Origin of the sequence: Bradyrhizobium sp. PSBB068 (assembly GCA_016839165.1) — a bacterium.
GTDB lineage: Bacteria > Pseudomonadota > Alphaproteobacteria > Rhizobiales > Xanthobacteraceae > Bradyrhizobium.
In genome coordinates this window covers 1,145,417-1,164,178 of the sequence record CP069300.1, presented here as the reverse complement: position 1 = coordinate 1,164,178, position 18,762 = coordinate 1,145,417, and the positions used below count along the sequence as shown (strand labels likewise).

Sequence of the window (18,762 nt, the reverse complement as noted above, 5' to 3'; positions counted from 1 at the left end):
GGTGCGAGCAAGCCAGCCGTGACGCAGGCGCGCAGTTGCATCGAAGGCCCTGCTCGCCCTTGCTTTCCGCGGGCGGATGATGAACGCTTGTCGAAAAGACAAGAACATCCCGCGGGAGGGGAGGCATGAGCAGGGCGCTTGCCGTCTTCCACGGCCGGTTCGGTCGCGCGACGGTCTATCAGCTGAACCGCCCCTTCAACGTGCACGCGCACCGCGAAGGGCACCTGATCTTTCATGTCGGCGGGACGCCGGCGCAGATCGACGTCTCGGAGCAGCGCCTGCTGCTCAAGGACGACACCGTGGTTGCGGTCAATCCGTGGGAACCGCACAATTTCCTGCCGACCGACATGGACCACGGCGCGATCTTCTTCGTGCTCTATGTCAACGCCGAATGGTTCACGCCGCAGCCTGCCAATGTGCAGGGCCTGCGCTTCGGCCGCACCTTCTTTCCGCGCACCGAGGCGCTCGACCGATTGATCCGCCGCACCGCAGCACTGGTGTGCGGCGCGCCATCGCTACGCAGCCTCGATTGCGAGCTCCGGCAGCTGATCGACTCCTGCTACGAGGAGAGCTGGCAGGCGGCCGATGGCGCCCCCGCCGCCGCCGCGGTGACCGATTTCCGCGTCCGTAAATCGATCAGGCTGATGTCCGAAAGCCCCGGCGCCGAGATCGAGCTCGACGCGATCGCGCGCGAGGCCGGGCTGTCGCGACCGCATTTCTATCGGCTGTTCCGGACCCAAACCGGCGTCACCCCTCACCTCTACATGAACACGCTGATCATGGAGCAGGCGCTCGACGCGCTGGTCGCGACCGAAGCGCCGATCGCCGATATCGGCTTCGATCTCGGCTTCTCCTCGCAGAGCGGTTTCACTCGCTTCTTCGCCGCCAATGTCGGCATGGCCCCGACCGACTATCGCCGCGCCGCCAAGGTGTTGCGGCCGTGAGCGAGTTCCGCACCGGACGATAAAAGATACTCTCGATCAAATCCTCCGCTTTTGCCCTCGGTAGGATGCAAGGACACGCGGCCCGCCAGACGGTCGCGACCGACTGAGGGAACGCGACTGACATGGCCAGGTTCATCGAACGCCATCCGGCCTGGGCGCTGATCGTGATAATCGCGGTCGCGGTGCTGGCGTGGTTGGTGTTCGCGATCTGGCCGCCGGGACTTGAAGCCGCGATCGGGCGCAAGCGCGTGTTCCTCAATGCGGTGCTGAACGGCATCACGCTCGGTGGGCTCTACTTCCTGGTGGCCAGCGGCTTCACGCTGATCTTCGGCCTGATGCGCAACGTCAACCTCGCGCACGGCTCGCTCTATCTGTTCGGCGGCTATATCGGCTACGCCATCAGCAGCTGGACCGGATCGTGGATTCTCGCCTTCATCATTGCCTTCATCGCGGTGGCGCTGGTCGGCGTGATCCTGCAGCTTGCCGTGTTCCGCCGCATGGAGGGCCAGGACCTCCGGCAGACCATGGTCACGATCGGGCTCTCGATCGTGTTCGCCGATCTGATGCTGTGGGTGTTCGGCGGCGACTTCTACCAGGTCCAGACCCCGAGCTGGCTGATCGGCCCGGTGCAGCTGCCGCTGCTGACCGCGATCAAATCCTCCGGCGAGCCGGTCTATCTGCAATATCCGCTGGTGCGGCTGGTGATCTTCGCCGCCTCCGTCGTGATCGGGATCGCGATGTGGCTGGCGCTGAACCGGACGCGGATCGGCATGATCGTGCGCGCCGGGGTCGACGACCGCGACATCCTGGCCGCGACCGGAGTGCGGATCCAGCTGGTGTTCGTGCTGGTGTTCGCGCTCGGCGCGGGTCTCGCCGGCATCGCCGGCGTGGTCGGCGGCACCTTCCAGTCGCTGTCGCCGGGCGAGGATACCCGCTTCCTGCTCGCCTCCCTCGTGGTCGTCATCGTCGGCGGCATGGGCTCGATCCCGGGGGCCGCGCTCGGCGCCGTCATCATCGGCCTCGCCGAGCAGCTCGGCTCGGTCTACATCCCGACCTACGCCATCGTCGTCACCTTCCTGATCATGGTGCTGGTGCTGGCGCTGCGGCCGCAGGGCCTGCTCGCGAGGCGATGAGATGTCATTGCTGCAGAGCACCCAGTTCCGCACCGACCGATCCGGCAACGCGACCCGCCGCGCCCTGCTCCGCACCTGGCCGGAATTCCAGAATCCCGTGGCCTGGCTGGTCGCGCTGATCCTCGTGATCATGCCGCTGATCGCCAACGGCTTCTTCCTGATCGAGATCTTCGCCACCACGCTGATCCTCGGCGTCATCGCCCTCAGCCTGATGTTCCTCGCCGGCTATGGCGGCATGGTCAGCCTGATGCAGCTCACCATCGCGGGCTTCGCCGGCTACATGGTCGCGGTGTTCGGCGTGAGCGGCAACGCCAATATCAGCCTGGGCTGGCCGTGGTGGCTGGCAACCCCGATGGCGCTGGCGCTGGCGACGCTGTTCGGCACGCTCGGCGGCGCGCTCGCGGTGCGCACCGAGGGCATCTACACCATCATGATCACGCTCGCGATCGGCGCTGCGTTCTACTATTTCACCAACCAGAACTGGGCGATCTTCAACGGCCACACCGGCATCAACACCGTGGCGACGCCGCATTTCTGGGGCGTCGACTGGCGCAGCGACATCGCCTTCTACTATGTGACGCTCGGCGTCGCCGCGATCTCCTACTTTGCCGTCCAGTATGTCTCGCGCGCGCCGTTCGGCCTCGCGCTGCAGGGCGTCCGCGACAATCCCCGCCGGATGGGGGCGCTCGGCTTCAACCCCAATGCCCACCGCATCGCGGCCTACGCCTTCGCGGCCTTCATCGCGGCGCTCGGCGGCGTGCTGCAGGTCTGGAACTACCGGCAGATCTCGCCCGGCTCGGTCAGCGTCGGCGCCTGCATCGACGTGCTGATCATCGCCGTTGTCGGCGGCATCACACGGCCGATCGGCCCGTTCATCGGCGCGCTGATCTTCGTCCTGCTGCGTACCTTCGCGCTCGACGTGCTGATCAAGTTCGGGCTCGACGGCAACCGCTTCCGGCTGCTGATCGGGCTCGGCTTCCTCGCCATCGTGTTCTGGTCGTCCGACGGCGTGATCGGGCTGTGGGAACGCTGGCGGCGCCGCAACGCCTCCTCGACACGAGGTTCAGGCGGAGGCCGCCATGGATAGCGTCGCGCAGCGGCTGTCCGTCGTCGGCGCCGGCGCGGCGCTGGAGCTGCGCGGCGTGACCCGGCTGTTCGGCGCGCTGGCGGCGCTGACCGACGTCACCATCACGGTGCGGCCTGGCGAACGCCGTGCGGTGCTCGGCTCCAACGGCGCCGGCAAGACCACGCTGTTCAACTGCATCACCGGCGACTTCCCGCCCTCCTCCGGCACGATCCGCTTCTTCGGCGAGGACATCACCCAGTTCCCGCCCTATGAGCGCATCCGCCGCGGCCTGCGCCGCACCTACCAGATCTCGGCGCTATTCCCCGGCCTCACGGTGCAGGACAACGTCTACCTCGCCTGCCGCGGTGTCTCGCGCGGCCGGTTCTCGTTGCTGCGCCCCGGGCAGAACGATGCGCTGATGCACGCGACCGAGACGCTGGTGCAGGCGGTGCATCTCGCGGGCGTGAAGGACCAGCGCGTCGCCGAGCTGGCGCACGGCCAGCAGCGGCAGCTCGAGATCGCGCTGGCGCTGGCCGGCGCGCCGCGCTTCATCCTGTTCGACGAGCCGGCGGCGGGGCTGTCGCCGACCGAGCGGCGCGAGCTGATCGAGATCCTGACCTCGCTGCCGGCACATATCGGCTACATCATCATCGAGCACGATATGGACGTTGCGCTGCGCGTCGTCGAGAGCGTGACGATGATGCACAACGGCCGCATCTTCAAGGAAGGCCTGCCGCGCGAGATCGAATCCGATCCCGAGGTGCAGGAGCTTTACCTCGGAGGCGGCCATGAATGACCGCCGCGCCGCGCCCGCGCTCGAGGTGAAGGGCCTCGACGTCTATTACGGCCATTCGCATGCGCTGCAGGGCGTCGATCTCACACTCGACACCGGCGTATTCTCGGTGGTCGGACGCAACGGCATGGGCAAGACCACGCTGTGCAAGGCCATCATGGGACTGGTGCGCGCCAGCGGCGGCTCGATCCGGATTCGCGGTGAGGAGGTCGCGCGGCTCAATCCGGCGCGGATCGCCCGGCTCGGCGTCGGCTATGTGCCGCAGGGCCGGCGGCTGTGGCGCTCGCTGACCGTCGACGAACACCTTGCGCTCGCCGGCGGCCTGCGCCGCGGCGCCTGGACCATCGAGCGCATCTACGACATCTTCCCGCGCCTCGCCGAGCGCAAGAACAATGGCGGCAACCAGCTCTCCGGCGGCGAGCAGCAGATGCTCGCGATCTCGCGCGCGCTGCTCACCAACCCGCATCTGCTGATCATGGACGAGCCGACCGAGGGGCTTGCGCCTGTGATCGTTGCACAGGTCGAAGATATGCTGCTGCGCCTCGGCGATGAAGGCGACATCTCCGTCCTGGTCATCGAGCAGAACATCGGCGTGGCGACGGCGGTATCGCGCAACGTCGCCATCATGGTCAATGGCCGGATCAACCGCATCATCGATTCCGCCCGCCTCGCCACCGACCGCGAGCTGCAGCAGCGGCTGCTCGGCGTCGGCACCCACGGCACGGATGAGACCGACGCCGGAGCGGCTCCGGCGAAGGCCGAAGCTGCCGGCACGCCGCAACCGGAACGTAAGGGGCCGCTCCGCATCTATGTTTCCAATCTGGTGCCGCCGACGCGTTGGTCGCAGCCGGTGCCGATCGCCCGCATCGAAGCCGCCGCGCGGACGCAGTCCACCGGTGTCACCCGGCTCGAAGAGGCCACCCGCCAGCGGCGCGAACCGACGGCATCCCGAATGTCGGGGCCGCCTGTCGTGCTGGTGGTCGGCACGCTCGACACCAAGGGCGCCGAGCTGCGCTTCATCCGCGATATCATCGCGGGTAGCGGCCTGCGCACCCGACTGGTCGATGTCTCGACCAGCGGAAGAGCAGCGAGCTGCGACGTCACCGCGCAGGAGATCGCGCTGAACCACGGTCGCGGCGGCTCGGGCGTGTTCGGCGCCGATCGCGGCGCTTCGGTGACGGCGATGGCGGAAGCGTTCGAACGCTGGTTGCGGCGCCAGGGCAATATCGCCGGCATCATTTCCGCGGGCGGCTCGGGCGGCGCGTCGCTGGTCGCGCCCGGCATGCGGGCGCTGCCGGTCGGCGTGCCCAAGCTCATCATTTCCTCGGTCGCATCCGGCGACGTCGGCCCCTATGTCGGGCCCGCCGACATCACCATGATGTACTCGGTCACCGACGTGCAGGGCCTCAACTCGATCTCGCGCGCCGTGCTCGGCAACGGCGCCCATGCGCTGGTCGGCATGGTCAAGGCACGGCTCGACGACCAGGCCGGCAAGCAGCGCGAGACGAGCGCCAGCCTGCCCGCGATCGGCATCACCATGTTCGGCGTCACCACGCCGGCGGTGCAGAAGATCGCGGCCGACCTGCGCGAGGATTTCGAGTGTCTCGTGTTCCACGCCACCGGCGTCGGCGGCCGCTCGATGGAGAAGCTGGTCGAGTCCGGCCAGCTCGCCGGCGTGATCGACCTCACCACGACCGAGGTCTGCGACCTCCTGATGGGCGGCGTGTTCCCGGCCACCGAGGACCGTTTCGGCGCCATCATCCGCAGCCGCGTGCCGTATGTCGGCTCGGTCGGCGCGCTGGACATGGTGAACTTCGGCGCGACGGACACCATCCCGGAGCGCTACCGGCAGCGCAAGTTCCACGTCCATAATCCGCAGGTCACCTTGATGCGGACCACGCCGGAAGAGAACGAGCGGATGGGCCGCTGGATCGGCGAACGCCTCAACCAGATGGACGGGCCGGTGCGCTTCTTGCTGCCCGAGGGCGGCGTCTCGGCGCTCGACGCGCCCGGCCAGCCGTTCTGGGACCCGGATGCGGACGCCGCGCTGTTCCGCACGCTGGAGCGCACGGTACGCCAGACCGGCAACCGCCAGATCATCCGCGTCAAGCGCAACATCAACGATCCCGAGTTCACCGCCGCCATCGTCAGCGCGTTCCGTCCGCTGCTCGGACGCGCCGGTGGCCGGCGCAGAGTGGCGAGGTGACCCATGCCCAGGTTTGAACGCGGTGCGCTGTTGAAGAAGTTTCACGCCATGATCGCACGCGGCGAGCCGATCGTCGGCGGCGGCGCCGGCACCGGCCTGTCAGCGAAATGCGAGGAGGCCGGCGGCGTCGACCTGATCGTGATCTACAATTCCGGTCGCTACCGCATGGCCGGCCGCGGCTCGCTCGCCGGACTGATGCCCTACGGTGACGCCAACGCGATCGTCGTCGAGATGGCCGCCGAAGTGCTGCCGGTCGTGACCAACACGCCGGTGCTCGCGGGTGTCAACGGCACCGACCCGTTCCGCGACATGGACCTGTTCCTCGACCAGCTGAAAGCGCTCGGCTTTGCCGGCGTGCAGAACTTCCCGACCGTCGGGCTGATCGACGGCATCTTCCGCGCCAATCTCGAAGAAACCGGCATGTCCTACGCGCTCGAGATCGACATGATCGCGAAGGCGCATGACAAGAACATGCTGACCACGCCCTATGTGTTCAGCGAGCAGGAAGCGACCGCGATGGCGATCGCTGGCGCCGACATCATCGTCTGCCATATGGGTTTGACCACCGGCGGCACGATCGGCGCCCAGACTGCGCTGAAGCTCGAAGATTGTCCCGCCCGCATCGAGGCCTGGGCCGAGGCCGCGCTCAGCGTCAATTCCAACATCATCGTGCTCGCGCATGGCGGTCCGATCGCGGATCCCGCGGATGCCGATTTCATCATGAAGCAGACCCGCAATTGCCACGGCTTCTACGGCGCCTCCTCGATGGAGCGCCTGCCGGTCGAGCGGGCGCTGACGGAGCAGGTTCGGAAATTCAAGGCGATCGGCGCGCGCTAGAGCCGCCGTGACCAAGGGAGGAAGAGATGTCGGGGATGCTGGTCGGTGAATTGATCCTCTGGCTCATCGTCGCGATCGTCGCGATCGTCATCATCGTCTACGTCGTGAACTGGCTGTATCACCGCTCGTCGAAGGAGGTCTCCTTCGTCCGCACCGGTTTCATGGGTGAGCGGGTGGTGATCAATGGCGGCGCCTTCGTGCTGCCGTTCATCCACGACTATACGCCGGTCAACATGAACGTGCTGCCGATGGGGATCGTGCGCTCCCGGCAGGATGCCGTGATCACCCGCGACCGCATGCGCGTCGACATCGAGGCCGATTTCTATGTCCGCGTCCAGCCGACCCGCGAAGCTGTCTCGATCGCCGCCGCGACGCTCGGCCGCCGCACCATGGAGCCGGAGCAGCTGCACACCCTGCTCTCCGGCAAGTTCATCTCCGCGATCCGCTCGGTCGCATCAGAGATGACGATGGAGCAGATGCACGAGCAGCGCGGCGACTATGTCGCCCGCGTCAAGGCCAATGCAGCGGAAGCGCTGGCGCAAAACGGCCTCGAGCTCGAGTCGGTCGCGATCACCGACCTCGACCAGACCGATCTCGAATATTTCAACCCCTCGAACCGGTTCGATGCCGAAGGTTTGACCCGCCTGATGGAGGACATCGAGGCCAAGCGCAAGCTGCGCAACGACATCGAGCAGGACTCGATGATCAAGATCCGCTCCCGCAATCTGGAGGCCGAACGGCAGGCACTGGAGATCGAGCGCGAGAGCGAGACCGCCCGCCTCGAGCAGGAGCGCGACATCGAGATGCGCCGTGCCCTGCAGCGCACCGAAGTCGCCCGCGAGCGTGCACTGCGCGAGACCGAAGCCGAACAGGCCCAGATCACCGCGCGCGAAGCCATCGAGAAAGCTCGCATCGCCAACGAGCAGGCGATCACCGAAGCCCGGATCGCCTCGGAGCGCGAGACAAGGCACAAGGAGATCGAGCGGACCCGCGCCGTCGAGGAGAAGGAGCTACTGGCCCGCGAAGAGATCGAAAGGGTCCGGATCGCCAACCAGCGCTCGGTCGATACCACGCGGATCGCATCGGAGCGCGAAGTGCGCCAGCGCGAGATCGAGCGGATGCGCACGATCGAGGAAGCCGAGATCGCCGCCCGCGAGGCGATCGAGAAGGCCCGAATCCAGCAGGACCGCGTCGTCACCGATGCCCGCATCGCCAATGAGGAGGAGACCCGCCGCCGCGAAATCGAGCGCACCCGCGCGGTCGACGAAGCCGAGATCGCGGCCCGCGAGGCCACCGAGAAGGCGCGCATCGCCCAGACCATGACGGTCAACGTCGAGCGCATCTCCTCCGACGAACGCACCCGCGCGCTGGAGATCCAGCAGGTGCGCACCATCCAGGAAGCCGAGATCGAGGCGCAGAAGGCGGTCGAGGCCGCCCGGATCGTCAGGGAGAAGACGCTGGCCGCCGAGCGCATCGCCGCCGACCACACCACGCGCAAGCTCGAGATCGAGCGCAACCAGGCCGTCGAGATCGCCGGGATCAGCGCGCGCGAAGCCACCGAAGCATCCCGGATCGCCCAGGAGGAGCACGTCCGGGCACTCGAAATCGCCCGCACCCGCGCGATCGAGGAAGCCGACATCGCTTCGCGCGAGGCGATCGAGGCGGCACGGATCTCGCAGGAGAAGTCGGTCGCTGCACAGCGCATCCGCGCCGAGCGGGAGACCCGCGGGCTCGAGATCGAACGCACCGGGGCGATCGAGGCCGCCGAGCTGAAGCGCCGCGACGCCGTCGAGCGGCAGCGCATCGATGTCGAGCTGGCGCTGGAGAGCGAGCGAATCGCCTCGTCGCGAACCCGCGAAGTGCTCAACATCGACCAGAAGAAGGCGATCGAGCTCGCCGACGAGGAGCGCGTGATCGCGCTCGCCGCCAAGCGCTCCGAGCGGATCGATGCCGACCGGCAGGTCCGTCAGGCCGAGATCGTGGCGCGCAAGGACATCGACACGACGGACGTTTCGCGCGAGCAGGCGCTGGAGGCCGCCCGGATCGAACGGCGCCGGGCGATCGAGCAGCTCGAGGTCGCCCGCAACCAGTCGCTGCAGGAGGCCGAGATCGCTGCGCGTGAGGAAGTCGAGCGCGCCCGCATCGCCTCGGACCGCGGCCTCGACGAGGCGAGGGTCGGCCGCGAGCGCGAGCTGCGCAAGCTCGAGGTCAACCGCGAGAAGGACGTCGAGACCGCGCTGATGGAGAAGGCGATTGCGCTGCATCAGAAGTCGCTGGAGGAATCCGCGGCGCGCGCTGCAGCCGAAGACGCCCGGATCCGCGCCACGGAAGCGGCCGAGCGCGTCGTCACGGCGCGCGAGAGCGAGATCGCGAAACGACGCAAGACCGTCGAGGTGCTGCTGGCCGAGAAGCAGGCCGAGGAGACCAAGATTGCTGCCGATGCCGAACGGGTTCGCGCCGCGGTCGAGGCCGAGGCGCAGCGCCTGCTCAACGAGGCCGAGAACGTGCTCACCGACCAGGCGCGCTACTCGCTGTTCCGCCGCAAGCTGCTCGACCGGATCGAGGGCATCGTGCGCGAAAGCGTCAAGCCGATGGAGAAGATCGAGGGCATCCGCATCCTCCAGGTCGACGGCCTCAACGGCAACGGCAATGGCGGCGGCAACGGCCGCAGCGCCACCGACGAGGTGATCGACTCGGCGCTGCGCTACCGCGTGCAGGCGCCGCTGATCGACTCGATCCTGTCCGATATCGGTGTCGAGGGCGGCAGCCTCGCCAAGATGCCCGGCCTGATCCGCGAGGCCCGCGACATGCAGGGCATCAAGGACTCCGCGCGCAAGGGCGGCGCTGACGCCAAGCCGGCGGCGCCCGAGGGCGGCGGCGAGCCGCGGCCCGAGCGCACGCCGCGCAAGAAGGACTGAGCGCACGCCATGGCACGGGTTTACGTCTCCACCGTCGTCAACGCCCGCAACGACCGGGTTTGGGCCCGGGTCCGTGATTTCAACGGGCTGCCGAACTGGCATCCGGCGATCGCGGAAAGCCGGATCGAAGGCGGCGAGCCCTCCGACAAGATCGGCTGCGTCAGGGATTTCCGCCTGCGCAACGGCGATCGCATCCGGGAGAAGCTGCTCGGGCTGTCCGACTACGACATGTTCTGCACCTACTCGATCCTGGAATCCCCGATGGGCGTCGAGAACTATGTCGCAACCCTGCGGCTGACGCCGGTCACCGACGGCGACCAGACCTTCCTGGAATGGACCGCGGAGTTCGACTGCGCGCCGGAGCGCGAGGCCGAGCTCGTCAACAACATCGGCGGCGGCGTGTTCCAGGGCGGCTTCGACGCGCTGAAGCGGGCGTTCGGAGGATAGCGATATGTATCGTCCAGCTATCGCGACGCAGACGGTCCACCTCTCCCCCTGTGGGAGAGGTCGGATCGCATCGCAAGATGCGATCCGGGTGAGGGGTTACGGTCTCTCGCGGGACCTGAGCCCCCTCACCCGGCGCTGCGCGCCGACCTCTCCCCGATGGGGAGAGGTGAGGTTCGCGGATAGCTCCATCAAACTCGCAGACACTGGACTTTGACCGTGCCGCACATCGTCAAAAGCACGATCCTGGATGCACCGACCGATGCGGTGTGGGCCGTGCTGCGCGATTTCAACGGCCACGACCGCTGGCACCCGGCGGTCGCGAGCAGCGGCATCGAGCGCGCGCAGCCATCCGACAAGATCGGCTGCGTCAGGCGCTTCAAGCTGCAGGACGGCGCCGAGCTGCGCGAGCAGCTGCTGGCGCTCTCCGATCTCGAACAATCGTTCAGCTACTGCCTGCTCGATACGCCGATCCCGATGTTCAACTACGTGGCGCATGTCCGCCTGCTGCCAGTCACCGACGGCAACCGCACTTTCTGGCACTGGGAATCGCGCTTCACGACGCGGACCGAAGACCGGGATCGCATCACGCAGATGGTTTCGGAAGACATCTACCAGGCCGGCTTCGAGGCCATCCGCCGGCATCTGAAGGAGGCCGCGTAAGCGGGTAGGACATCATGCCAGTCACGGTGAAGACCTTCACCAGCAGCCATGACGCCGCGGCGGCGCTGTCGTCGGATCACAGCGCCCGCTATCTCGGCGGCGGCACGCTGGTGATGCGGGCGCTGAACGAGGGCGACATCTCGATCTCGACAATCGTGCGCGCCAGCGACCATGCGATGACGCGGATCGACGCTACAGGCTCGCGCATCACGCTCGGCGCCGGCGTCACCTTCGCCCGCATCCTGGCGGAACGCGATCTCGGCTTCCTGCACGCCCCCGCCCGCTCGATCGGCGGACCTGCAGTGCGCAACATGGGCACGGTCGGCGGCAATCTGTTCGCACCGGTGCCATATGGCGACTTCACGGTCGCGATGCTCGCGCTCGACGCCATGGTATCGGTGCAGGGCGGCCTCGGCGGCCGCGAGATTCCGATCGAGGAATTCCTGCAATCGCGCGACCGCCAGACCGGTGTGCTGGTTCTGGCGATCTCGTTCGTAAAACCTGGAAGCGCCGATGCGTTCCGTTACCGCAAGATCGCGCGGATCAAGCCCAAGGGCGGCGCTGTCATCACGCTGGCGGCGCATCTGCCGGTCAACGGCAGCCGCATCGTCGGCCCCCGTGTCGCGCTCGGCTCGATGGCGCCGACGCCGATCCGCGCCCGCGCCGCCGAGCGAGCTCTGGAAGGCCGCCCGCTGGATGCTTCCACGATCGGCGCCGCCGCCGCGGCCGCCGTCGAGGGCACGTCGCCCGGCGACAATGCGCTCGCCAGCGCCTGGTATCGCCGCGAGATCGTCGGCGTACATCTCAAGCGCCTGCTGTCCGGTCAGGAATAGAACGCATGGCCAAGACCCCACTTCAATTCCGCCACAACGGCCGCGACGTCGCGATCTTCGTCGATGGCGGCACCAACCTGCTGGTCGCGCTGCGCGAGCTGATCGGCGACATGACGCCGAAATTCGGCTGCGGCCAGGGCGGCTGCGGCACCTGCAGCGTGCTGATCGACGGCGAATTGCATCTATCCTGCCTGACGCTCGCCGAGACGGTCGCCGGCCGTTCGGTGGAGACGCTCGACGGCATCAAGGACGGCCCCAATCTGCATCCGTTGCAGCGCGCCTTCGCCGACAATTTCGCCGCGCAGTGCGGCTATTGCACGCCGGGCATGCTGATGGCCGCGAAAGCGCTGCTCGATCGCAATCCGCAGCCGAGCCGTGCCGAGGTGGTCGAGGCGATCTCCGGCAATATCTGCCGCTGCACCGGCTATGAGCCGATCATCAACGCCGTGCTGGCTGCCGCATCCGGCGGCCGGGCGCGCGCGTAAGGGAACAGTGCCATGCTGGAACTGCGCAAGGATATCTTCGCCGACGAACGCGACGACAATCTCAAGGAAATCGGCAAGGGCACGCAGCGCCAGGACATGCTCGGCCATGTCACCGGCACCTCGCCCTATTTCGACGATCACAAGCTGCAGGGCATGCTGCATCTGAAGGTGGTCCGCAGCGCGCATCCGCACGCGCGGCTGCGCCGCATCGACACTTCCGAGGCCGAGCGCTCGCAGGGCGTGCGGCGGGTGATCCGCGCCTCCGACGTGCCGCGCAATCTGAACACGCTGCTCAGCCTGATTAATTTCGGCAAGGACGACGAGCCGTCGCTCGCGGTCGACAAGGTTCGTTACAAGGGCGAGCCGATCGTCGCCATCGTCGCCGACAGCCCGCGCGAGGCCTATGAGGCGATCGCGAAAGTCAAGATCGACTATGAGGTGCTGCCGGCCGTGTTCGACGTCGAGGAGGCGCTGAAGCCGGGCGCGCCCGTGGTCAACGAGGTTTATCCCAAGAACACCTTCACCTATCACGAGACCTATGATCGCCAGCAGCTTCGCTTCGGCGACGCCGACCGGGCGTTCGCAACGGCCGACCACGTGCTGGAGCAGCGCTACCAGATGTCGCCGATCGAACATGCCCCGACCGAGACCAACGGCTCGATCGCCGCACCCGACACCAACGGCCGTTACATCGTCTACACCTCGACGCAGGCGCTGTTCTTCTCGGTCGATACCTGCGCCAAGATCCTCGACGTGCCGTCAAACACCTTCCACTTCATCGGCGGTACGGTGGGCGGCGGCTTCGGCGGCAAGGTCGATACGCTGACCGAGCCGCTCTGCATCCTCGGCGCGATGCTGACCGGACGTCCGGTGCGCTACGTGTTCGGGCGCGAGGAGGAGATGCAGTACGGCCCGCCGCGCGGCGCCGAACGCATCTACATCAAGGACGGCGTGATGCGCGACGGCCGCGTCGTCGCCCGAAAGGTGCGGGCCTATTTCGACAGCGGCGCCTATACGCGGCTGTCGAGCTATGCGGCGGTGAAATGCGCCGCGCATCTGCCCGGCCCCTACACCATCCCGAACGTCCACGGCGACGTCTATTGCGTCTTCACCAACCGCACGCCGGCGACCGCGATGCGCGGCTTCGGCGTCACGGCGATGGATTTCGCGATCGAATGCCAGATGGACAAGCTGGCCCATCTCGTCGGCATGGACCCGATGGAAATCCGGATCCTCAATGCGTATCGCGACGGCGACATGAAGGCGCACCGCCGCGAGGCCAAGAACACCGCGCTGATCGAATGCGTGCAAGTTGCCGCCGAGAAGGCCAAATGGCCGCTTCGCGAGGACTTCAAGCGGATGTCGTCGCGCAAGGACGGCGGCGGCGCCCGCGCTGCGGTGACGCCGACCCCGCGCGAGACGCATGCGCCGCCCGCCGTGCCGTCCCAGCAGCGCACGACGTATGACCGAGCGCCGGCCGCGACCCGCGAGCCGCCGCCACCACCGCCGTCGCCGCCACCACCATCTCCTCCGCCACCGCGGCCGAGCGCGCCGTCGCATGGCGCCACCCGCTTCTCTTCCGTCTTCGGCACCAGGAGGCGCTGACCATGACAAGGCATCGCGGACGCGGCATCGCATCGGTCAATTATCCCATCGGCATGAATCTCGGCGGCGATCCGAGCCAGGCGCTGGTGCACTCCAACCCGAGCGGCAAGTTCACCGTGGCGTTGTCCTCGATCGATCTCGGCCAGGGCATGAAGTCGGTGACGCGGCAGATCTGCGCCGAGACGCTCGGCGTCCCGGTCGAGGACGTCTATGTCGACACTGCGGATTCCGACACGGGCCCGCACTGCATGGGCTCGTTTGCCTCGCGCGGCACCCATCGCGTCGGCAACGCCGTGATGGCGGCGGCGCGGGAGGCGCGCGGCGTGATGATGGAGGCGGCCGCCGAGGAGCTGGAGGTGAATGCCGCCGACCTCGAGACCGACGGCCGCGGCAACATCCACGTCAAGGGCGCGCCGCACCGCTCGATCTCGACCAAGGACGTCGCGATCGCAGCTCAGTTCAAGCAGGGCAAGACCATCTCCGGCCGCGGCATCTTCCTGGTGCCGCTGTCCGACGTCGATCCCGAGACCGGCGAGATGTCGCCGGCGACTTGCTATGCGCATGCCTGCCTGGTCGCCGAGGTTGAGGTCGACGACGAGACCGGCGAGGTCGACATGGTCAGGATGGACTCGGCCTATGAGCTCGGCCGCGCGCTCAATCCGCGGCTGGTCGAGCAGCAGCTGGTCGGCGGCGCCTGGATGGGTGTCAGCCACGCGCTCTATGAGACGCCGGAGCCTTATTATCCGGAGCCGGTGCACGGGCCGCGTGACTTCGTCGAGTATCTGATGCCGGGGCCAGGCGACATCTGCCCGCACGACATCGCGGTGCTGGAACGCCCTGCGCCGGACGGCCCGTTCGGCGCCAAGGGACCGGGCGAGATGTGCGCCAATCCGGTGCTGCCTGCGGTCGCCAACGCGATCTTCAACGCGGTCGGCGTGCGGATCGATGATCTGCCGATTACGCCGGAAAAGGTGCTGCGCGCGATCAGGGCGCAGGGCGGCGCGCGGCCGCAGCCGCGGCGCTGAGGTTTTCCATGCCGGTCCGCAGCAACATTGTCGGCATCGACAGCCCCGAGGCGCTGGAGAAGGCGCTGCGGGCGGCCTATTACCTTGCCGACGACGGCATCGCAACGGCCTCCTATCTCTCGCTCGCGCTCGGCAAGCCGTTGCTGCTCGAGGGCGCGCCGGGCGTCGGCAAGACCGAGGCGGCGAAAGCGATCGCTGCCGTGCTCGGCCGCAGGCTGATCCGGCTGCAATGCTATGAAGGCATCGACGCCGCGGCGGCACTCTATGAGTGGAACTATCCGCGCCAGATGCTGGCGATCCGGCAGGCCGGCGAGGAGAGCATCGACATCTATGGCGAGTCGTTCCTGATCGAACGCCCAATGCTCGCGGCACTGCGCGCGCCTGATGCGACCGTGCTCTTGATCGACGAAATCGATCGCGCCGACCAGGAGTTCGAGGCCTTCCTGCTCGAATTCCTGTCCGACTTCCAGATCTCGATCCCGGAACGCGGCACGATCCGCGCCGCCGAGCATCCTGTGGTGGTGCTGACCTCGAACCGGACCCGCGACCTGCACGAGGCGCTGCGGCGACGTTGTGTGTACCACTGGATCGATTATCCGAATGCCGAGCGCGAGGCGCGGATCGTGATGATGCGGGCCTCCAGCGTCGCCGAAGCCACAGCTCGCGCCGTGGTCGCCGCGGTCGGCCGGCTGCGCCGCGAGCCGCTGAGCAAGGCCCCGGGCATTGCCGAGGCGGTCGACTGGGCGGAAGCCGCGACGTTGCTCAACAAGGGCGGCGCACGCTGGCCCGACGCGTTCAAGCGTTCGATCGGCGTTGCGCTGAAGGATGAGGAGGATCTGCATTTCATCTCGCCGCGGCTCGATGCGATCATCGCGGAGGCGGCGGCGTGAGCGACGACCTCCAGCTGCCGCGCGCGGCGCATATCTTCGTCTCCTTTGTCGCGCTGCTGCGCGCCAACGGCTTCTCGGTTGCGCCGGAGCAGACGACGAGCTTCCTGGCTGCGATTGAGCTGCTCGGCCCTCGGAGCCTGGAGCACATCCGCCGGGCCGGACTTGCCACGCTGGCGCCACCGCCGGAGCGTCGCGCGACATACGACCGGCTGTTCGACATCCATTTCCGCGGCGCTGAGGCGATCGAGCAGGCCGAAGGCGAGGACGAGGAGACCGTCCGCCTCCAGGAGGAAGGCCGCGGCGAGGACGAGCCGCCGCTCGCCGACGAAGCCAACGAATCCGGCCTCGCCGCGGCGCGGGCCGAAGCGCTGGTCGAGCGCCGCTTTGCGCAAGTTCCGACCAGCGATCCGCTGCGAAAACTGTCGCGCGAAGCCGCACGACGATTGCCGCGGCGGCGCGGCCACCGGCGACGCCGTGCCCGCAGCGGTCCGTTCGCCGATCTGCGTCGCACGCTGCGCGACAGCGTGCGCAATGACGGCGAGGTGCTGCGACTGGGACGGATGCGCCGCCGCCAGCGCCCACGCAAGATCCTGTTCCTGATCGACGTCTCCGGCTCGATGAAGGCACGCACCGAGGAGAACATGCGGCTCGCGCATGCACTGGTGCAGGCAGCCGGCAATGTCGAGGTGTTCACCTTCGGCACGCGGCTGACCCGCGTGACGCCGGCGCTGCGGCTGAAACGGCGCGAGCAGGCGCTGAACGCAGCCTCGTTCCTGGTGAGCGACTGGGACGGCGGCACCCGCATCGGCGACGCGTTGCAGGCGTTCCTCGCGGTACCGCGGTTCGGCGGATATGCCCGCGGCGCAGCGGTCGTGATCGTCTCCGACGGCCTGGAGCGCGGCGATCCGGCCGCCTTGCGCGACGCGGTCGCAAAACTGTCGCGCCGGGCCTGGCGCGTGAGCTGGCTGACACCGCTCGCGACCGCCTCCGGCTTCAAGCCGCAAACCGAGGCGCTGATCGCGATCCAGCGCTTTGTCGACGATCTCGTGGACGGCGGATCGAGCGCGGCCGTGGTCGCGCATCTGCTGTCGCTCGGAACAAGGAGAGCTGCGTGACTGGAATCGTCGACGGACATCATCACATCTGGCGTCAGGCCGATCTCGCCTGGCTGTCCGGCCCGATGCAGCCGCGCATCTTCGGCCCCTACGAGCCGATCCGCCGCGACTATCCGATCCAAGAATATCTCGACGATCTCAAGGGCAGCGGCGTCACCCGCTCGGTCTATGTCCAGACCAATTGGCCCAACGGCCAGTTCGAGGACGAAGCGGCCTGGGTGCAGCAGACCGCGGACGAACATGGCTGGCCGCACGCGCTCGTCGCCTATGCCGACTTCTCCGTCGACGACGTGCGGCCGCAACTGGATCGGTTGAAGCGTTATCCGCTGGTGCGGGGGGTGCGCATGCAGCTGCACTGGCACGAGAACCCGCTCTATCGCTTCGCGGCACGGCCCGATCTCTGCGGCGATCCCGTGATCCGGCGCAATGTCGGCCACCTCGCCGACTATGGCTGGAGTTTTGACCTGCAGGTGTTCGCGCCGCAGATGGCAGGCGCAGCAGGCCTCGCCGCAGCCTGTCCCGACGTGACCTTCATCCTGCAGCACGCCGGCATGCTGGAAGACCTGTCACCGCAAGGCCGCGCCGCTTGGCGCGCCGGCATGGCGCGGCTGGCGCAATGCCCCAACGTGGTGTCGAAGCTGTCAGGGCTCGGCACCTTCATCCACCGCAACGATGCCGCGCATATTGCCGGAGTCATGACCGATACGGTTGCGATCTTCGGCGCAGAGCGCTGCCTGTTCGGCTCGAACTTTCCGATCGAGAAGCTGTGGACCAGCTACCGCGATCTCATCGACGCATTCAAGGCGGCCGCCGAACGGCTCAGCCGCGAGCAGCGTGCCGCGATCTTCAGCACAACCGCAGCGCGGGTCTATCGGCTGGAGCCATAGCCGCACCGCGAATACGAACACAACAACGAACACGAATTTGGAGGGAGAGCGATGCCGTTGGAGATCAAGATTCTGGACTATGGCGATATCGAGCTGGAATCGAGCTTCCTCGTGCTCGGGCACAATTGCGGCCGCACCCGCCGCGTCCTGACGCTCGGCTTCCTGATTCTCGGCGGGCCCTACCCTGTGCTGGTCGACACCGGCTACCGCTCCAACCAGATCATGGAGACGCTCGGGATGCGCGGGCTCCAGTTCCATGAGAACATGATCGAGAACCAGCTCGCCCGCCACGGCGTACGCATGGGCGACGTCCGTTTCGTCTGCCACACCCATCTGCACATCGACCATGCCGGCAAGGACGATCTGTTTCCGATGAACACGACTGTCGTCGTCAACCGCAAGGAGCTGGAATACTCAGTCTCCGGCCTGATGCATCCGCAGTATCCCGCGCCCGACATCAAGCACCTGATCGACCGCCTGCATACCAAGAGCGCGCTGCGCTTCCTCGACCTCGAGATCACCGGCCCGGTCGAGCTGATGCCCGGCGTCTATTGCGACGCCGCCAACGCCCACACCGAAGGCTCGATGAACATTCACGTCCACACCGCTGACGGCATTGCCACGATCTGTGGCGACGTGATCTATGATTTCAACGACCAGATCGTCACACCCTTCAACGAGATCCACGACGCCGAGCCGCGCACCACCGGCAACCACGGCACCAGCAAGCGCGCCGAGAAGGCCGCGATCAAGAAGCTGCTCTCCAGCTCGCGCTATCTGCTGCCGGTGCATGATCGCCCCGCCAAGATCGAGGGAGGCATGGTGGTCGGCCGGCTGCATGACCAGGTGCCCGGGCCGGTCGTGCAGAGCCTGCCGCAACGCAACTGGTTCCCGGCATAATTGCGAAGGCCTGTCACG

General features: G+C 67.3%; 17 protein-coding genes. All 17 read left to right on the top strand.

Going from position 1 to position 18,762, the window contains the following annotated elements; translation table 11 throughout:
• The first annotated feature begins 125 nt into the window (after window positions 1-125).
• The 17 genes from JQ507_05555 (at window position 126) to JQ507_05475 (ending at window position 18,744) form a co-directional block, all read left to right on the top strand.
• Window positions 126-944, top strand: a complete 819-nt coding sequence (locus tag JQ507_05555) for a helix-turn-helix transcriptional regulator (protein ID QRI70983.1) — start codon at window positions 126-128, stop codon at window positions 942-944.
• A 122-nt stretch (window positions 945-1,066) separates the two neighbouring features.
• Window positions 1,067-2,077 (top strand): branched-chain amino acid ABC transporter permease, encoded by a 1,011-nt coding sequence (locus tag JQ507_05550; GenBank protein ID QRI70982.1) that lies wholly within the window; start codon window positions 1,067-1,069, stop codon window positions 2,075-2,077.
• A 1-nt stretch (window position 2,078) separates the two neighbouring features.
• The gene (locus JQ507_05545) at window positions 2,079-3,164 is read left to right on the top strand and encodes a branched-chain amino acid ABC transporter permease (protein ID QRI70981.1); all 1,086 of its coding nucleotides are present in this window, start codon (window positions 2,079-2,081) and stop codon (window positions 3,162-3,164) included.
• Window positions 3,157-3,939, top strand: coding sequence for an ABC transporter ATP-binding protein (locus JQ507_05540; GenBank protein QRI70980.1), 783 nt, complete (start codon window positions 3,157-3,159; stop codon window positions 3,937-3,939). The genes JQ507_05545 and JQ507_05540 overlap by 8 nt, the downstream gene beginning before the upstream one ends.
• The gene (locus JQ507_05535; GenBank protein QRI70979.1) at window positions 3,932-6,142 is read left to right on the top strand and encodes an ABC transporter permease; all 2,211 of its coding nucleotides are present in this window, start codon (window positions 3,932-3,934) and stop codon (window positions 6,140-6,142) included. The genes JQ507_05540 and JQ507_05535 overlap by 8 nt, the downstream gene beginning before the upstream one ends.
• Window positions 6,143-6,145: 3 nt before the next feature.
• A complete protein-coding gene (locus JQ507_05530; GenBank protein QRI70978.1) occupies window positions 6,146-6,979 on the top strand; it encodes a phosphoenolpyruvate hydrolase family protein in 834 nt (277 codons plus the stop codon).
• A 26-nt stretch (window positions 6,980-7,005) separates the two neighbouring features.
• On the top strand, window positions 7,006-9,897 hold the full coding sequence (locus JQ507_05525) for a flotillin family protein (protein QRI70977.1): 2,892 nt from the start codon (window positions 7,006-7,008) through the stop codon (window positions 9,895-9,897).
• Between the two features lie 9 nt (window positions 9,898-9,906).
• On the top strand, window positions 9,907-10,344 hold the full coding sequence (locus JQ507_05520) for an SRPBCC family protein (protein ID QRI70976.1): 438 nt from the start codon (window positions 9,907-9,909) through the stop codon (window positions 10,342-10,344).
• Window positions 10,345-10,560: 216 nt separating this feature from the next.
• The gene (locus JQ507_05515) at window positions 10,561-11,004 is read left to right on the top strand and encodes an SRPBCC family protein (GenBank protein QRI70975.1); all 444 of its coding nucleotides are present in this window, start codon (window positions 10,561-10,563) and stop codon (window positions 11,002-11,004) included.
• Window positions 11,005-11,018: 14 nt separating this feature from the next.
• Window positions 11,019-11,837: an FAD binding domain-containing protein gene (locus JQ507_05510; protein QRI70974.1), complete on the top strand. Its 819-nt coding sequence runs from the start codon at window positions 11,019-11,021 to the stop codon at window positions 11,835-11,837.
• 5 nt (window positions 11,838-11,842) lie between these two features.
• Window positions 11,843-12,322 (top strand): (2Fe-2S)-binding protein, encoded by a 480-nt coding sequence (locus JQ507_05505; GenBank protein QRI70973.1) that lies wholly within the window; start codon window positions 11,843-11,845, stop codon window positions 12,320-12,322.
• 12 nt (window positions 12,323-12,334) lie between these two features.
• Window positions 12,335-13,927, top strand: a complete 1,593-nt coding sequence (locus JQ507_05500; GenBank protein QRI70972.1) for a xanthine dehydrogenase family protein molybdopterin-binding subunit — start codon at window positions 12,335-12,337, stop codon at window positions 13,925-13,927.
• Between the two features lie 2 nt (window positions 13,928-13,929).
• Window positions 13,930-14,952: a xanthine dehydrogenase family protein molybdopterin-binding subunit gene (locus JQ507_05495; GenBank protein ID QRI70971.1), complete on the top strand. Its 1,023-nt coding sequence runs from the start codon at window positions 13,930-13,932 to the stop codon at window positions 14,950-14,952.
• A gap of 8 nt (window positions 14,953-14,960) precedes the next feature.
• On the top strand, window positions 14,961-15,842 hold the full coding sequence (locus JQ507_05490) for a MoxR family ATPase (protein QRI70970.1): 882 nt from the start codon (window positions 14,961-14,963) through the stop codon (window positions 15,840-15,842).
• Window positions 15,839-16,957: a VWA domain-containing protein gene (locus JQ507_05485; GenBank protein QRI70969.1), complete on the top strand. Its 1,119-nt coding sequence runs from the start codon at window positions 15,839-15,841 to the stop codon at window positions 16,955-16,957. The genes JQ507_05490 and JQ507_05485 overlap by 4 nt, the downstream gene beginning before the upstream one ends.
• Entirely contained in the window at window positions 16,954-17,844 is an 891-nt protein-coding gene (locus JQ507_05480) for an amidohydrolase family protein (protein ID QRI70968.1), read from the top strand. The genes JQ507_05485 and JQ507_05480 overlap by 4 nt, the downstream gene beginning before the upstream one ends.
• A gap of 51 nt (window positions 17,845-17,895) precedes the next feature.
• The gene (locus JQ507_05475; protein ID QRI70967.1) at window positions 17,896-18,744 is read left to right on the top strand and encodes an MBL fold metallo-hydrolase; all 849 of its coding nucleotides are present in this window, start codon (window positions 17,896-17,898) and stop codon (window positions 18,742-18,744) included.
• Window positions 18,745-18,762: the final 18 nt, after the last annotated feature.

Coding starts and splice junctions, on each gene's coding strand:
- JQ507_05530 (QRI70978.1), top strand. CDS start 6,146: ATGCCCAGGTTTGAACGCGGTGCGCTGTTGAAGAAGTTTCACGCCATG.
- JQ507_05550 (QRI70982.1), top strand. CDS start 1,067: ATGGCCAGGTTCATCGAACGCCATCCGGCCTGGGCGCTGATCGTGATA.
- JQ507_05510 (QRI70974.1), top strand. CDS start 11,019: ATGCCAGTCACGGTGAAGACCTTCACCAGCAGCCATGACGCCGCGGCG.
- JQ507_05490 (QRI70970.1), top strand. CDS start 14,961: ATGCCGGTCCGCAGCAACATTGTCGGCATCGACAGCCCCGAGGCGCTG.
- JQ507_05525 (QRI70977.1), top strand. CDS start 7,006: ATGTCGGGGATGCTGGTCGGTGAATTGATCCTCTGGCTCATCGTCGCG.
- JQ507_05535 (QRI70979.1), top strand. CDS start 3,932: ATGAATGACCGCCGCGCCGCGCCCGCGCTCGAGGTGAAGGGCCTCGAC.
- JQ507_05555 (QRI70983.1), top strand. CDS start 126: ATGAGCAGGGCGCTTGCCGTCTTCCACGGCCGGTTCGGTCGCGCGACG.
- JQ507_05540 (QRI70980.1), top strand. CDS start 3,157: ATGGATAGCGTCGCGCAGCGGCTGTCCGTCGTCGGCGCCGGCGCGGCG.
- JQ507_05520 (QRI70976.1), top strand. CDS start 9,907: ATGGCACGGGTTTACGTCTCCACCGTCGTCAACGCCCGCAACGACCGG.
- JQ507_05475 (QRI70967.1), top strand. CDS start 17,896: ATGCCGTTGGAGATCAAGATTCTGGACTATGGCGATATCGAGCTGGAA.
- JQ507_05495 (QRI70971.1), top strand. CDS start 13,930: ATGACAAGGCATCGCGGACGCGGCATCGCATCGGTCAATTATCCCATC.
- JQ507_05500 (QRI70972.1), top strand. CDS start 12,335: ATGCTGGAACTGCGCAAGGATATCTTCGCCGACGAACGCGACGACAAT.
- JQ507_05505 (QRI70973.1), top strand. CDS start 11,843: ATGGCCAAGACCCCACTTCAATTCCGCCACAACGGCCGCGACGTCGCG.
- JQ507_05545 (QRI70981.1), top strand. CDS start 2,079: ATGTCATTGCTGCAGAGCACCCAGTTCCGCACCGACCGATCCGGCAAC.